The 17,414-nt window shown below is 51.1% G+C and carries 2 protein-coding genes; both read left to right on the top strand.

Going from position 1 to position 17,414, the window contains the following annotated elements; translation table 11 throughout:
- The first annotated feature begins 207 nt into the window (after window positions 1–207).
- On the top strand, window positions 208–15,798 hold the full coding sequence (locus tag V2H77_RS05710; protein WP_341498043.1) for an amino acid adenylation domain-containing protein: 15,591 nt from the start codon (window positions 208–210) through the stop codon (window positions 15,796–15,798).
- Window positions 15,799–16,900: 1,102 nt separating this feature from the next.
- Entirely contained in the window at window positions 16,901–17,398 is a 498-nt protein-coding gene (gene tssB, locus V2H77_RS05715) for a type VI secretion system contractile sheath small subunit (protein WP_341498044.1), read from the top strand.
- Window positions 17,399–17,414 lie beyond the last annotated feature (16 nt).

A 17,414-nucleotide genomic window follows, 5' to 3' on the forward strand; every position in this document is an offset into this window, starting at 1 on the left:
TTGTCGCAGAATTGTTAATTATGCGGTTGTCAACCGGGCTATTACCGCCAGCGTTCAAGAGAATGTGCTGTCTGAGGATCTTAATTGATACCTGGTGTGTGCCCGTTTTTATTTCTTTGAGGAAAGAAATAAGGGCAAAACATTTGTGATGACTGTTGAGAATGACAGTTTTCAAATAACTAACAGATTCGTTGAGGTAGTAAGTAGATGAAAGATAGCATGGCTAAAAAGGAAATTATCTTTGATGCTGGATTAGTGCAAGTACCGTCAGAAAAGGTCGGTGATGACATATCTGTTCAGAAACTTAATTTGTTGTCAGAGGCTGAATGCACACTGCTATTGAAAACTTGGAATGCCACTAAAACCGTTTATCCTGACCAGTTAGGTATCCATCAGTTGTTTGAACGACAAGTGGAGAAAACCCCGACAGCGACGGCGTTAATAGCAGGGGATAAGGCCCTGAGTTATGCGGAATTGAATGCTCGCGCTAACCGACTGGCTCATCAACTGATTAAACAAGGGATTGGCCCGAATGACCATGTGGCAATCCTGTTAGAGCGATCTATCGAGTTGGTGGCAGCTCAATTGGCTATTCTCAAGGCGGGAGCGGTTTATGTTCCTATCGATCCTGGAGTACCGGACGAGAGAAAAAATTGGCTGATAAACGATTGCCTAGCCAAATTGTTACTCACCGGCGCAGAAGCGGATATCCCGGCTGATCTAGATGTTCCGCTAATTCGTCTCTCTGATGAAACAGACGTGAACAAGGAGGAAGAGGGTTTTAATCCTGACTTACCTTGTTCCAGTACCGCGCCAGCGTACATCATGTACACCTCCGGCTCGACTGGCACCCCGAAAGGGGTGATCGTGCCTCATCGCGCGGTGGTTCGACTGGTTATTAATAATGGCTATGTTGAAATTGAACCCAATGACCGGGTTGCTTTCGCGGCTAACCCTGCGTTCGATGCCAGCACTTTTGAAGTGTGGGCCCCTTTGCTCAATGGGGGGGCGCTGGTGGTTATCGACCACACCACTTTGTTGACGCCACAGGAATTTGTACAGGCATTAGACAGTTATCAAATTAATATCTTATGGTTAAGCGTCGGCCTGTTTAACCGGCTAGCGGCAGAATTGTCTCCCGTCCTTCCACAGATGAAAAACCTGATTGTCGGCGGCGACATCCTTGATCCCCATGTGATTGCCCAAGTTTTACGCAATAACCCGCCTCAACAACTATTGAATGCCTATGGACCGACCGAGGGTACCACCTTTACCACCACATATCGGATTGATGCTTTGGCCGCAGGAGCAACCAACATCCCTATTGGCCGACCAATTGCTAACACGCGGGTTTACTTACTGGATGAGCAGGGCCAGCCGGCGCCATTGGGCAGGGAGGGCGAGATTTATGTTGGCGGTGACGGGGTGGCCTGCGGTTATCTCAATCGCCCTGAATTGACCGCCGAACGCTTTGTGGTTGATCCATTTAGTGATGCATCGGATGCGCGGATGTACCGGACCGGGGATTTGGCCCGCTACCTGCCGGATGGCAATCTCGAATTCCTCGGCCGCAACGATCAGCAAATTAAAATCCGCGGTTTTCGGATTGAACCGGGGGAAATTGAGGCCCGATTGGTAGAGTATGCGGCAGTAGGTGAAGCGGTGGTATTGGCGTTAGGCGAAGGGCAGGACAAGCAGTTAGTCGCTTATGTACTGGCGGAGCCAAATAACGAATTGCCTACCCACTTGCGTGAACATTTAAGTGCGCGGTTGCCTGATTATATGGTGCCGGCGGCTTTTGTACGGTTGGATGAATTTCCGCTAACACCCAATGGCAAATTGGATCGCCGGGCGTTGCCGGCACCGAGTGAAGAAGCCTTTGCCCGTCAGGTTTACGCAGCACCGCAAGGGGAGCGGGAAATTGCATTGGCTACTATCTGGCGTGAGTTACTGGGTATTGAGCAAATAAGTCGGCATGACAGCTTCTTTGCACTGGGCGGCCATTCGCTGCTCGGCGTGCGCATGATTGAACAGCTACGCCATTTAGGGCTGACATTGGCTGCCCGCGACCTATTTCAATCGCCAATACTGGCTGAGTTGGCCCAAACATTGGGGCAGCATCAGATTGTGACAGTGCCGCCGAATGTCATTACTCCGGCGACTACTGCGCTGACGCCAGAGATGTTGCCACTGATTGGTTTGACTCAGCCTGAGATTGATCGCATCGTCGGGCAGGTGCCGGGTGGAGTGGTCAATATTCAGGATATTTATGCTCTGTCACCGTTGCAGGACGGTATCTTATTTCACCATCTGCTCGCAAAAGAAGGTGACCCCTATTTGTTGGCTTACCCGATGATCTTTGCTGATCGCGGTTTGCTAGACCGCTATTTATTTGCGGTACAACAGGTGGTTGCCCGTCATGATATTTTACGTACCGCTTTTATCTGGCAAGGATTATCCATTCCGGCGCAGGTGGTTTGGCGTCAGGCCCCGTTGTCAGTGACTGAACTGACGCTGAACCCGGCTGACGGGTCGGTTAGTGATCAACTGGCGCAACGTTTTGATCCGCGGCAATATCGTCTCGATCTCAGTCAGGCGCCGTTGTTACGTTTTGTGATAGCGCAGGAAACGGATGGTCGCTGGTACGTACTGCAATTACAGCATCACCTGATTGGCGACCATACCACGCTGGAAGTCATGAACCGCGAAGTTCGGGCCTATCTTAATGGACTGGATGATAACCTACCGGCGCCGGTGCCTTTCCGCAATCTGGTGGCTCAAGCTCGGCAAGGGGTTGACCAGACAGAACATCACCGATTCTTTACTGACATGTTGGCAGAAGTGGATGAACCGACGTTACCGTTTGGGCTGACGGAGGTTCATCGTGATGGTTCTCAGGTTATACAAGCGCACCGGATGCTATCTCCCACACTGAATGACCGCCTGCGGGCGCAGGCGAGACGTCTGGGCGTCAGTCTGGCAACCCTGTGTCATCTGGCTTGGGCGCAGGTGTTATCACGGACCAGTGGACAAGAGAAAGTGGTATTCGGCACTGTGCTGTTTGGACGTATGGCTGCGGGGGAAGGGGCTGACAGCGGCATGGGGCTGTTTATTAATACCTTACCGCTACGGCTGGATATCGATGATACCCCGGTACAGGATTGCGTCAGGGTAGCGCATACCCGATTAGCCGGATTATTGGATTATGAACATGCTTCACTGGCGCTGGCTCAGCGTTGCAGCGGGGTACAGGGAGGAACGCCGCTTTTTAGCTCCCTGCTGAACTACCGGCATAATGAGCAACCGATGATCCCGCATGAGGCAATGCCGGGTATCGAATTTCTGGGCGAACAGGAGCGGACCAACTACCCGTTTGTTCTATCGGTGGAGGATGGCGGCGCCACACTGGGACTGACTGCTCAGGTAGTACAACCGTTTGATTCAGAACGGGTATGCGGTTATATGCAACAGGCGTTGGAAAGTCTGGCGGATGTCCTTGAACTGGCGCCGGAAACACCGGTACGGGTGTTAAACGTTTTGCCGGAATCGGAACGCACATTATTACTAGAAACTTGGAATGCGACTGAAACACCCTATCCCGAACAACAATGTATCCATCAGTTGATTGAACAACAGGCGGAGAAAGACCCAGATGCCACGGCGCTGATGTATGAAAATCAGACGCTTAGCTATGGACAATTGAATGCCAGCGCTAACCGGCTCGCTCATCAGCTAATTACCTTGGGTGTCGTGCCAGATCAACGGGTGGCGATTTGCATGGCAAGTTCACCAGCGCGGGTGATGGCGGTGTTAGCCGTGCTGAAAGCGGGTGGGGCCTATGTGCCTTTAGATCCGGCTTATCCGGGAGAACGACTGGCGCATATCTTGACCGATGCAGCCTCGGCTGGGGGAAAGACAATAGTGCTGGCGGATAGTACCGGGCGGGCCGCATTGGGAGAGCAGGCGCTTGCGGGGCTGATGGTATTAGACCCGAATATCTTACCTGACCAGCCAGACAGCAATCCGCAGGTTCCTGCCTTGACCTCCCGCCATTTGGCCTACGTCATTTACACTTCTGGATCGACCGGGACGCCCAAAGGGGTGATGATTGAACATCGTGGGTTGGTCAATCTTATCTGGGATAAAATCACCCGATTCGACATTCGTCCTGCTAGCCGGATGTTACAGTTTGCTTCATTTGGCTTTGATGCTGGCGTCTGGGAAATCATGATGGCATTAGGCAGTGGCGCCTGTTTGATTATTCCGGCCGAGACTGTTCGTCAAGACCCGCGCCGCCTCTGGCATTATCTGGAAGAACAATCGGTGACGCATGCCTGCTTGACCCCTGCTTTGCTGCGAGAAGGGGCCGATTTGCCAACGATAACAATAAAACCGACATTGATATTGGGTGGTGAAGCACCGGGCCCTGTGCTACTACGGGCGCTAAGTCATCAAGCAACGCTATTTAATGCCTATGGCCCGACAGAAATTACCGTCTGTGCCACTAGTTGGCGTTGTCCGCCAAATTATACCGAGGTATTCGTTCCCATTGGACGCCCGACGGCAAATACACGTCTTTACCTACTGGATAACCACGGCCAGCCAGTTCCATTGGGCGCGGTGGGGGAATTGTATATTGGCGGTGCCGGTGTCGCCCGTGGTTATCTCAATCGTCCTGATCTGACCGAAGAACGTTTCCTGATTGATCCGTTTAGTGATGCTGCCGATGCCCGGATGTACCGAACCGGAGATTTAGTGCGCTACTTGCCGGACGGCAATCTGGTGTTTGTTGGCCGTAACGATCAGCAGATTAAAATCCGCGGTTTCCGCATTGAGCCGGGGGAAATTGAAGCCCGATTGGCAGAACACCCTATGGTGAGTGAAGCGCGGATAGTAGCCTTGGGAGATGGACAGGATAAGCGTTTAGTTGCCTATGTTGTCGCCGAGGAGGATAGCGGACTGGCGGCCAGTTTGCACACCCATTTGAGCGCTATGTTGCCTGATTATATGGTGCCGGCGGCCTTTGTGTGTTTGGCGGCCTTCCCGCTGACGCCAAACGGTAAATTGGATCATCAGGCATTACCGGCGCCGGGGGAGGAAGCCTTTGCTCGCCAAATTTACGTTGCTCCGCAGGGGGAAATGGAAATCGCAGTGGCGGCTATCTGGTGCGAATTACTGGGGGTTGAGCAGATCGGCCGACATGACAATTTCTTTGCCTTGGGCGGACATTCCCTATTGGCGGTACGGATGATGAACCGCATAGCGGTTTTTGGTGTTGACCTGCCGTTGGCCGCATTGTTTATGTCTCCGTCACTGGCTGCGTTTACCGAGAAGATCGGCGAACAACGTCATGCGGGCAGTGATGAATTACCTGAAATTAGACCGATATCCCGTGATAGCTTCTTGCCCTTATCGTTTGGTCAACAGCGTCTGTGGTTTCTGGCGCAATTTGAGGGGGTTAGTGATACCTATCATATTCCAACAGCCCTGCGTTTACGTGGCTGGCTTGACCTTTCTGCTTGGCAGCAGGCTCTGAATCGCCTGTTTGCTCGTCATGAGGCGCTACGGTCGGTCTTTATCACCGTGGATGGTCAGCCTCAGGTTGAATTGTTACCGGCGGAATTTGGTCTACCGGTGAAAAAATACGATTTGCGTAAAGCCTCTAACGTGGATGAGCAATTTAAGCGCTTGTGTGTACAGGAAGCCAAAACGCCGTTTGATCTTGCTCGTGGCCCCCTAATTCGTTGCGCACTGATCCAACTGGCCGATGAAGAGCATATATTCTTACTGACTCAGCATCATATTATTTCCGATGCTTGGTCTTTAAAGATACTTGAATCAGAACTGGTTGCACTTTACGCAGATTGTCTAAATCAACAGCCAGATCCGTTGCTGCCATTGACCATTCAATATCCTGATTATGCTGCCTGGCAGCGGCAGGTATTTTCAGGTGAAGGAGTACAGGCACAGAGTGATTATTGGCGTCGGACGCTGGCAGATGCGCCGGTATTGCTTGAGTTGCCGATAGACAGACCTCGACCCTCCCAACAATCATTTACCGGCGGCCGGGTAGCGGTGCACATTGATGCCCCGTTGGTACAGGCCCTAAAACATTTGGGGCAACAGCACGGTACCACTCTGTTTATGACACTGTTGAGCGCTTGGGCTGCGCTGTTGTCGCGCTTATCCGGGCAGGATGATGTGGTGATTGGTATACCGAGCGCCAACCGCAATCGACGGGAAATTGAGCCACTGCTCGGTTTCTTTGTTAACACACTGGCATTGCGTATCGATTTATCCGGTATGCCGGATGTGGTCACGTTACTACAGCGTGTACGGCAGACGACACTGGGAGCGCAGGAACATCAAGATCTGCCTTTTGAGCAAGTGGTGGAAATTGTTCAACCGCCGCGCAGACCGGAACATACGCCAATATTTCAGGTAATGTTTGCCTGGCAAGAGAATGAAACAGAGGAATGGCAATTACCGGAATTGGCGGTAACACCATTCGAGTTGGAATACGATATAGCGAAATTCGATCTGCAACTGGAATTAACGGAGAAGGCGGGCGAAATTGTTGGAGAGCTGAATTATTCTTCTGCCCTGTTCGACCATGAAACCATTGAAAGACAGGCTGGTTACTTGCAGGCCATATTGTGGGCAATGGTGAACCAGCCTCAACAACCTGTCACGTCTATCGATATTTTGTCATCCGCTGAACGGGAGTTATTGCTGGAGAATTTGAATGCGACCGAAGAACCGTATCCTACTCAGGTATGTGTTCACCAGTTGTTTGAACAACAGGCAGAGAAGACCCCGGACGCCATCGCGGTGATGTATGAAAATCAGACGCTCAGCTATGCAGAACTGAATGCCCGGGCCAACCGGTTAGCTCACCAGCTTATCGCCTTGGGCGTAGAGCCAGATCAGCGGGTAGCGATTTGTGTGACCCGCTCACTGGCGAGAATAATTGGGTTATTGGCGGTGCTAAAAGCGGGCGGGGCCTATGTGCCGTTAGATCCAGCCTATCCCGGTGAACGTCTGGCTTATATGCTCACTGATGCGACACCGGTTATTTTGATGGCGGATAATGTCGGGCGGGCAGCATTAAGTGAAGACATTCTGGCGACGCTGACGGTGCTCGATCCGAATACCTTGCTGGAGCAGCCAGAGAGTAACCCGCAAGTTTTTGGACTGACCTCACAGCATCTGGCCTATGTGATTTACACTTCCGGCTCAACCGGTAGACCAAAAGGCGTGATGATTGAACATCGTAGTGTGGTTAATTTGACGCTGACACAAATTACCCAGTTTGATTTTTGCGCCACCAGCCGAATGTTGCAGTTTGCCTCATTTGGGTTTGATGCCAGTGTCTGGGAAATCATGATAGCGCTGAGTTGTGGGGCTATGCTGGTTATTCCTACAGAAACAGTGCGACAAGATCCGCAGCGCCTCTGGCATTATCTGGAAGAACAGGCGGTGACCCATGCCTGTTTGACACCGGCAATGTTTCACGATGGCGCCGATTTACCGGCGATAGCGATAAAACCAACCTTAATATTTGCAGGAGAAGCGCCGAGTACCGCGCTATTTCAGGCACTGTGCGACCGGGCCGATGTGTTTAACGCTTATGGGCCGACGGAAACCACTGTGTGTGCGACCACTTGGGATTGCCCGTCAGATTATACTGGGGGATTAATCCCTATCGGCAGCCCAACCGCCAACAAACGTCTCTATCTATTGGATGAACATCGTCAGCCAGTCCCATTGGGCGCAGTGGGAGAATTGTATATTGGTGGCGTTGGGGTAGCGCGTGGTTATCTTAATCGCCCTGAATTAACGGCTGAACGTTTCCTGAATGATCCGTTTAGTTATGAAGCAGATGCCCGAATGTATCGTACCGGGGATTTGGCTCGCTACTTGCCGGACGGCAATCTGGTCTTCGTTGGCCGTAATGACCAACAGGTTAAAAGCCGTGGTTTCCGCATTGAGCCGGGAGAAATTGAAGCACGACTGCTTGAACGCCCAGAGGTAAGTGAAGCGCTGGTATTGGCGTTAGGGGATGGGCAGGATAAACGTCTGGTGGCTTATGTGGCGGCGCCAGCGGATGACGGACTGGCGACCAGATTGCGTGAGCACCTGAGTGATATTTTGCCTGATTATATGGTACCGGCGGCGTTTGTGCGTTTGGATGTTTTTCCGCTGACTCCTAACGGTAAACTGGATCGTCGGTCGCTGCCAGCGCCGGGGGAGGATGCCTTTGCTCGCCAGGCTTATCAGGCGCCACAAGGGGAAATTGAGATAGCATTAGCCGCTATCTGGCGCGAATTATTGAATGTTGAGCAGATTGGCCGACATGACAGTTTCTTTGCCTTGGGCGGTCATTCGCTGTTGGCTGTCAGGATGATTGAACGTTTACGACGTATTGGTTTGGGCCTATCGGTGCAAACGCTATTCCAGCATCCGACATTAAGCGTATTGGCTCAATCTTTGGCGCAGCATCATGAAATTAGCGTGCCTGATAACGGTATTACAGCGAATACGACTGTGCTGACGCCAGCAATGTTGCCGCTGATTGATCTGACTCAAGCTGAAATTGATCGCATTGTTGAGCAAGTACCGGGTGGGATTGCCAATATTCAGGATATCTATGCGCTGTCACCGTTACAGGATGGCATTTTATTCCACCATTTATTGGCAAATGAAGGTGATCCCTATCTACTGATCACTCAACAGGCTTTTGCCGATCGTCCTTTACTAGACCGCTATTTGGCAGCAGTTCAACAGGTGGTTGACCGCCATGATATCTTACGTACTGCCTTTATCTGGGAGGGATTGTCTGCGCCGGCTCAGGTGGTTTGCCATCAGGCGCCGTTGTCAGTAACGGAATTGACGCTTAATCCGGCTGATGGGCCGATCAGCGACCAACTGGCTCAACGTTTTGACCCGCGGCGGCATCGTATTGACCTGAATCAGGCGCCGTTATTGCGTTTTGTGGTGGCACAGGAGAGGGATGGCCGTTGGATTGTGTTGCAATTGTTGCATCACCTCATTGGCGACCATACCACGTTGGAGGTGATGAACAGCGAAGTGCAGGTCTTTCTCGCCGGGCGAATAGACAGCCTGCCTGCGCCGGTTCCATTCCGTCATTTAGTGGCACAGGCTCGGCAGGGAATCAGTCAGGCAGAACATACTCGTTTTTTTACCGATATGCTGGCGGAGGTGGATGAACCCACGTTGCCGTTTGGGTTGGCGGAAGCACATCATGATGGTTCACAGGTGACGGAATCTCACCGGATGCTGACCGCAGGACTGAACGATCGCTTACGTGGTCAGGCGCGGCGGTTGGGCGTCAGTGTGGCGGCGTTGTGTCATCTGGCTTGGGCGCAGGTGCTATCGCGTACCAGCGGGCAAAAGCAAGTGGTGTTCGGTACGGTGCTGTTTGGCCGTATGCAGGCGGGGGAAGGATCTGATAGTGGCATGGGACTATTTATTAACACCTTGCCGCTGCGGTTGGATATCGATAATACCCCGGTGCGTGACAGTGTACGCATAGCACATAGCCGACTGGCGGGATTGTTGGAACATGAACATGCTTCACTGGCGCTGGCGCAACGTTGCAGTGGCGTAGCCAGTGGAACGCCGCTTTTTAACGCGTTGTTGAACTATCGACATAATACCCAACCGGTCACACCAGATGAAATCGTGAGCGGCATTGAATTCCTTGGCGCACAGGAGCGGACCAACTATCCATTTGTGTTGTCGGTAGAGGATGGCGGCTCTGATCTAGGGCTGACGGCTCAAGTGGCGCAACCATTCGATCCAGAACGGATATGCGGCTATATGCAACAGGCGTTGGAAAGTCTGGTGGATGCCCTTGAGCAGACGCCAGACATGCCGATACAGCAGTTAGAAATTCTGCCGGCAACTGAACGCACATTGTTGTTAAAAACCTGGAATGCTACTAAAACCGCGTACCCTGAGCGGTTGTGCATTCATCAACTGTTTGAACAGCAGGTGGAAGAAGCCCCGGATGCCACGGCGCTGGTGTGCGAAGATCAAGTCCTCAGTTATGCCGAATTAAATGCTGATGCTAACCGATTGGCGCACCAACTTATTGCTTTGGGCGTAGCACAGGATCAGCGGGTGGCGATTTGCGTAGCAAGCTCACCGGCGCGGATAGTGGGGCTGTTGGCAGTGTTAAAAGCAGGAGGCGCTTACGTGCCGCTGGACCCTGCCTATCCGGGGGAACGTCTGACCCATATTTTGACTGATGCTGAACCGATTATTTTATTGGCAGATAGTGTTGGACGCTCAGCCTTAGGTGAACAAATGCTGGTGGGGCAGACAGTGATTGATCCAAATTCATTGCCGGATCAACCGGATAACAACCCACAACTGTCTACATTAACCTCCCGTCATCTGGCTTATGTGATTTACACCTCTGGTTCAACTGGCACGCCAAAAGGGGTGATGGTGGAGCATCGTGGGTTGGTTAACCTTATTCAGGATAAAATCGACCGATTCGATATTTGTCCCGCTAGCCGGATGTTGCAGTTTGCTTCATTTGGCTTTGATGCGGGTGTCTGGGAAATGATGATGGCGCTATGCGGTGGCGCCGCTCTGGTTATTCCTGATGAGGCTGTTCGTCAAGACCCACACCGTCTTTGGCATTATCTGCAAGAGCAGTCAGTGACGCATGCCTGTTTGACCCCGGCTTTGCTGCGCGACGGGGCTGATTTGCCGGCGATAACGATAAAACCCACATTAATACTGGGAGGTGAAGCGCCCAGTGCGGCATTGCTTAAAGCGCTGCACAACAAGGCCACAGTATTCAATGCTTATGGCCCGACAGAAATCACCGTTTGTGCGACCAGTTGGCGTTGTCCGCCGGACTATACCGATGTGTTAGTTCCTATCGGGCGCCCAACGGCTAACACCTGTCTCTATCTGTTGAATGCCCTCGGTCAACCCGTGCCGCTAGGAGCAGTAGGCGAACTCTATATTGGCGGCGTCGGTGTAGCGCGTGGCTATCTCAATCGCTCTGAACTGACTGGCGAACGTTTCCTAACTGACCCGTTTAGTGATACTGCTAATGCCCGGATGTACCGAACCGGGGATTTGGTTCGCTATCTGCCGGATGGCAATCTGGTGTTTGTTGGCCGTAACGACCAGCAGATTAAAATCCGTGGTTTCCGCATTGAGCCGGGAGAAATCGAAGTCCGGCTGACAGAATACCCCGGAGTGCGTGAAGCATTGGTATTAGCTTTAGGTGACGGGCAGGATAAACGGCTGGTGGCTTATGTGGCGGCGGCAGAGGATGACGGGTTGGTTAACAGCCTGCGTGAACACCTGAGTGGATTGTTGCCTGACTACATGGTGCCGGCGGCCTTTGTGCGATTGGATACGTTCCCGCTAACGCCTAACGGCAAGCTGGATCGTCGGGCGTTACCTGCGCCGGGGGAGGAAGCCTTTGCCCGCCAGATTTACGCTGCGCCGCAGGGAGAAACCGAAACGATACTGGCTGATATCTGGCGTGAATTATTGGGTATTGAGCAGATCAGCCGCTATGACAGCTTCTTTGCTTTGGGGGGGCATTCATTACTCGCGGTACGTATGGTTGAACGTCTGCGTAACTTGGGGTTAACGCTGGCGGTACGTGATCTGTTCCAATCCCCGGTATTGTCTAAACTGGCGCAAACGTTGAGGCTAAATCAGGCGGAAAGCGTGCCTGCCAACGTCATTACGCCGGTCGCCACCGTGTTAACGCCAGAAATGTTGCCGCTGATAGATCTCACTCAGTCTGAAATTGATCACATCATCGAACAGATACCGGGCGGGATAGCCAATATTCAGGATATCTATGCGTTGTCGCCGTTACAGGATGGGATCTTGTTCCACCATTTATTGGCAGACGAAGGCGATCCTTATCTGCTGGCGGGTCAAATGGCTTTTGCTGATCGGCCTTTGCTGGATCGTTATCTGGCGGCGGTTCAGCAGGTGATTAATCGTCATGACATTCTGCGTACTGCCTTTATCTGGCAAGGATTATCTGTGCCGGCACAGGTTGTCTGTCGTCAGGTGTGGTTGTCGGTGACGGAATTGACATTAGATCCGGCTGATGGGCCGATCAGCGAACAATTAGCGCAACGTTTTAACCCACGCCAATATCGCCTCGATTTGGGGCAGGCGCCGCTATTGCGCTTTGTGGTAGCACAAGAGAGTGATGGCCGCTGGATTGTGTTGCAACTGATGCATCATTTGATTGGCGACCATACCGCACTGGATGTGATGAGCCACGAAGTTCAGGCATACCTTGACGGGCAGGAAAGCCGTTTGCCTGCCCCGGCGCCATTCCGCAATCTGGTGGCGCAGTCCCGGTTAGGGATGAGTCAGGCAGAACATACCCGTTTCTTTACTGAAATGTTGGCAGAGGTGACTGAACCAACATTACCGTTTGGGTTGGCGGAAGTTCGCCATGATGGTTCGCAGATGATCGAATCGCACCGGATGTTGACCCCTGAGTTAAATGACCGTTTACGTGGTCAAGCGCGGCGATTGGGCGTCAGTCTGGCGGCGCTGTGCCATTTGGCTTGGGCGCAGGTGTTGTCGCGTACCAGCGGACAGCAGCAAGTGGTTTTTGGCACCGTCTTGTTTGGACGCATGGCGGCGGGTGAAGGGGCTGAAAATGGCATGGGATTGTTTATCAATACCTTACCGCTATGTTTGGATATGGATGATGCCTCGGTACGAGACAGCGTACAGGTAGCGCATAACCGGCTGGCGGGATTATTGGAACACGAATATGCCTCGTTGGCGCTGGCTCAACGTTGTAGCGGGGTGCAGGGAGGAACGCCGCTGTTTAGTACCTTGCTGAACTATCGACACAATACATCGTCGGCGACGTCGAATGAAATCATGAGCGGTGTTGAATTCCTCGGTGCGCAGGAGCGGACTAACTATCCGTTTACGCTATCAGTGGAGGATTTTGGTGATGCATTGGGGCTGACAGCGCAAATCGTCCAGCCGTTTGATGCCGAGCGGGTATGTGGTTATATGCAACAGGCGCTGGAAAGTCTGGTGGCAGCGCTAGAGCACGCCCCGGAAACCCCAGTTCGGCAGTTGGAAGTTTTACCGGCAGTAGAAAGGAAACTGCTGCTGAAAATCGGCAATGGCCCGCAAACAGCCTATTCCGGCCAATTGTGCATTCACCACCTGTTTGAACAGCAAGTGGCGAAAAATCCTGAGGCGACGGCACTGGTATATGAACAGCAGACTCTCAGCTATGCAGAATTGAACGCGCATGCTAACCGGCTGGCTCATCAGTTAATTGAACTTGGGGTGGCGCCTGATCAACGGGTGGCGATTTGCGTAACACGTTCACCGTCGAGAGTGGCGGCGCTGTTGGCGGTGCTGAAAGCGGGCGGCGCTTATGTTCCTTTAGATCCATCCTATCCGGGTGATCGGTTGGCTTATATGCTTACGGATGCGGCGCCGTCAGTGGTACTGGCGGATAATGCGGGCCGTATCGCGCTAGGCGAACAGGCGCTTGCTGCGTTAACGGTGCTTGATCCAACGCTCCTGCCTGATCAACCAAATAACAACCCGCACATCCCGGCGCTGACCTCACGGCATCTGGCATATGTGATTTACACCTCTGGTTCTACCGGCACGCCGAAAGGGGTGATGGTGGAGCACCGCGGCTTGGTCAATCTGATTGGGGAGAAAATCACCCAATTTGACATTCGCGCGAATAGCCGACTGTTGCAATTTGCTTCATTTGGTTTCGATGCCAGTGTCTGGGAAATCATGATGGCGCTGTGTGCGGGAGCGACACTGGACATTCCGGTTGATACCATTCGTCAGGACCCGCTGCGCCTTTGGCATTATCTGGAAGAACGGCGGATAACACACGCCTGTTTAACTCCGGCTCTGCTACGGGATGGGGCCGATTTACCGGCGATAACGATCAAGCCCACGTTAATACTGGGCGGAGAAACACCCAGCGCGGCGCTGTTGCAGACACTACGTGGTCGGGCAACGCTGCTTAATGCTTATGGCCCGACAGAAATCACCGTCTGTGCAACCTGTTGGCATTGTCCGCCAGACTATACGGATGTGCTGATCCCTATCGGGCGCCCGACGGCGAATACACGTATTTATCTTCTGGATAATCACGGCCAGCCAGTGCCGTTTGGGGCGGTGGGGGAATTGTACATTGGCGGTGCGGGTATTGCGCGTGGCTATCTCAACCGCCCGGATTTGACGGCTGAACGCTTCTTGGTAGATCCGTTCAGTGATCAACCGGATGCTCGCATGTACCGCACTGGGGATCTAGCCCGCTACCTGCCAGATGGCAATCTGGTGTTTGTAGGGCGTAATGATCAGCAGATTAAAATCCGTGGTTTCCGCATTGAACCGGGTGAAATCGAAGCGTGGTTGACGGAGTACCCTAATGTGCGTGAAGCGATTGTATTGGCACTGGGTGATGGTCAGGATAAACGTCTGGTGGCTTATGTGGCGGCGCCAGCGGATAACGGGTTGGCAAGCCAATTACATCGTCATTTAAGAGCTTTATTGCCTGACTATATGGTGCCGTCAGCCTTTGTGCGTCTGGACGCCTTTCCGTTGACCCCGAACGGCAAACTGGATCACCGGGCATTGCCAGCGCCTGATCAGAACGCGTTTGCTCGTCAGATCTATGAGGCGCCGCAAGGAGAAACGGAGACCACCTTGGCGGCTATCTGGCGTGAATTACTGGGGGTTGAGCGGATTGGTCGGCATGACAACTTCTTTACCTTGGGTGGACACTCGCTGCTCGCCATGCGGATGATCAATCTGGCCGCAGAACGGGGATTAATTTGCTCATTGAATAATCTGTTCCAATTCCCGGCGCTAGCGGAACTGGCGGCAGAGATCACCTCAGATCCGTTGTCTCAGTGGCAAAGCAGCGCCATACCGGTACGACCGGATGGTACCGAGCTACCGTTATTCTTCGTACCAAGCGGCATGGATGATTACTCATACGTTTTCGGGCTGGCTCAACATATTCAGGCGGATTACCCGATTTACGCGCTTCCCTGGCCGTCCATTAATGAAGAACAGGCGTCAACCATTGAAGCTCTGGCAACCAGAATGATCACCTTTATGAAGGCGGTGCGACCAGAAGGCCCGTATCGAATATACGGCTACTCTTCTGGCGGTATACTGGCTTATGCCATTGCTCAGCAACTGTTACATGCCGGAGAGACAGTTAACTTCTTGGGGCTAATTGATACACCGGCTCCTCACTGTTTCAAGACACGAGTCGATCAGCCTAAACTTCAGTTCCTTGCTGAATTGGCAAGGCAATCAGTGGATGAGCATCCTCAAGAGATTGCCGCATTGCATCAGAAAATGGACGAACTGAATTTAGTGCAATTTATTGCAGCAGCGCAGGAGTTGGAATTATACCCATCAAATCTGCGCCCTGACTTAATTGCCAAACGTTGGATACAGATGGGAAATTATGTCCAAATGGTCAAGGATTATCAGCCGAAAGCTCTGGCGATAACACTGCATCAGTTCTATGCAATGGAATCTTATCCGCAGATCCCGTTTGTTACCGATGTTGCGCTACAGTCGGTAACAATGGAACCGTCGTTAGGTTGGGAGCAGATAATTCCTGACTCTGCGCTACAGTTAACCTCGGTTCCGGGGGATCATTTTAGCCTGATGGAAGATAGTGAAAATAAAACTGTCTTGGCTAAGACTTTAAGCATGGCGTTGGCAATGAATTGTGAGGCGGAGGCGTTGTAATGCCAGTGATATTGTGGGATTAGAAGATATATATCCAATAGATTTCAAGATGCATCGCGACGGCAAGGGAGCGAATCCCCGGGAGCATAGAGAACTATGTGACCGGGGTGAGTGAGTGCAGCCAACAAAGAGGCAACTTGAAAGATGACGGGTATACTTAAAAATTAACTTGTCCGGTTAAAGGTTCTTATAATAGCCGGACAAGCTTGCTGAATATAGGCACCGAATGTTAATCACTTCGGCGCCTTATTTTTTTATCAAGTTCCACACCTGACGCTAGCGGAGAAATCCTATGTTTCAGCATTGCCTAGGCTGGTAAACAATGCTTACACCTTAAAATATATCTCTATCACTCATGCTGCTTTAATGTCGAATATAATAGGAATTATTTGCTATCATTTGCATATTTATAATCTTATAGGGTTTGAAATAATGGTAAGCATGTTTCTGTCCTATGAAGCGGAAGATGTTCTATGAAAATGAGAGTAATGACAGTTCTTATTAATCCATCTTGCTAGGCTATTATCGCTGTGTGATTGAATTTATTCTCATTCGCATTAACTTAAGCTGATAATCATGCCTTTTTTACCTGTTTCACTAAATATTTTACCTGTTTTTCCGTGGGGGCAAAAATTGTCTTAGTTATTGATTTTTTGTTTAATTAATTGAAAATAAAAGATAATTTTATGTTTTTGTCATTAATTTCCCCTATTTAAATAATATGGATGACCAGAAAGTTAATATTATTAAAATAAGTTCAATTTTTATGAAAATAAATTCAATTTCGTTTAGATTTCGTTGATATATTGTTTTTCTAATCTCTTGGCTAAGATGTTTTATATCTGCTGGAGATGAAACAAAAAATGCTTTACGATAAAAAATGACTTGATTTTATATAAAGCTGTTTAGAAAATCCCCTTGTCCAGAAAATATCCCACCTGATAAATTCATTTATCTATTGCGGTGGTTGTTGTCGGTTTTCTCTTATTTTCCGCTTGGTTAGTGCCTGCTTTGAAATATCTGAATCCGGTTTTTGTTTCTGAAATGCGTTGTGGCATGAACATCATGCCGCTCATTCTATTTTGTTGTTGAGGAGTCACTTATGACACATAGTTTTCAAAACGAGATCCCTAAATCGCGTATTAATATCAAATTAGATTTGCATACAGGAGGCGCGCAGAAAAAAGTGGAGCTGCCGCTGAAATTATTGGTAATGGGAGATTACAGCAACGGGCAGGAACACCGCCCTCTCGGGGAAAGAACAAAGGTGGCTATCAACAAAAATAACTTTGATAGCGTACTGGCTGAATTCAGCCCCGCGATTAACTTGACGGTTGAAAATACCTTGGCCGGAGATGGCAGCGAGGAGAATATCGCCCTTGTTTTTCGGCAAATAAAAGACTTCGAGCCTGAACAAATCGCTCGCCAAATCCCGCAACTGCGGGCCCTGCTTTCGATGCGCCATCTATTGCGCGATCTGAGATCCAACCTGCTTGACAACGCCACCTTTCGCCGGGAGCTGGAACATATCCTCCAGGATCAAGCGTTAAGCGATGAGCTACGGGCTGAATTGGCCGCACTGGCGCCAAAAACTATTTGATTATTACGGTATTTAT

This window comes from Photorhabdus sp. P32 (assembly GCF_038085095.1).
In the GTDB taxonomy this organism is placed as follows: domain Bacteria; phylum Pseudomonadota; class Gammaproteobacteria; order Enterobacterales; family Enterobacteriaceae; genus Photorhabdus; species Photorhabdus luminescens.

What these genes read in the sequence shown, in the direction of transcription:
- V2H77_RS05710 (WP_341498043.1), top strand. Translation starts at nt 208, where the DNA reads ATGAAAGATAGCATGGCTAAAAAGGAAATTATCTTTGATGCTGGATTA.
- tssB (WP_341498044.1), top strand. Translation starts at nt 16,901, where the DNA reads ATGACACATAGTTTTCAAAACGAGATCCCTAAATCGCGTATTAATATC.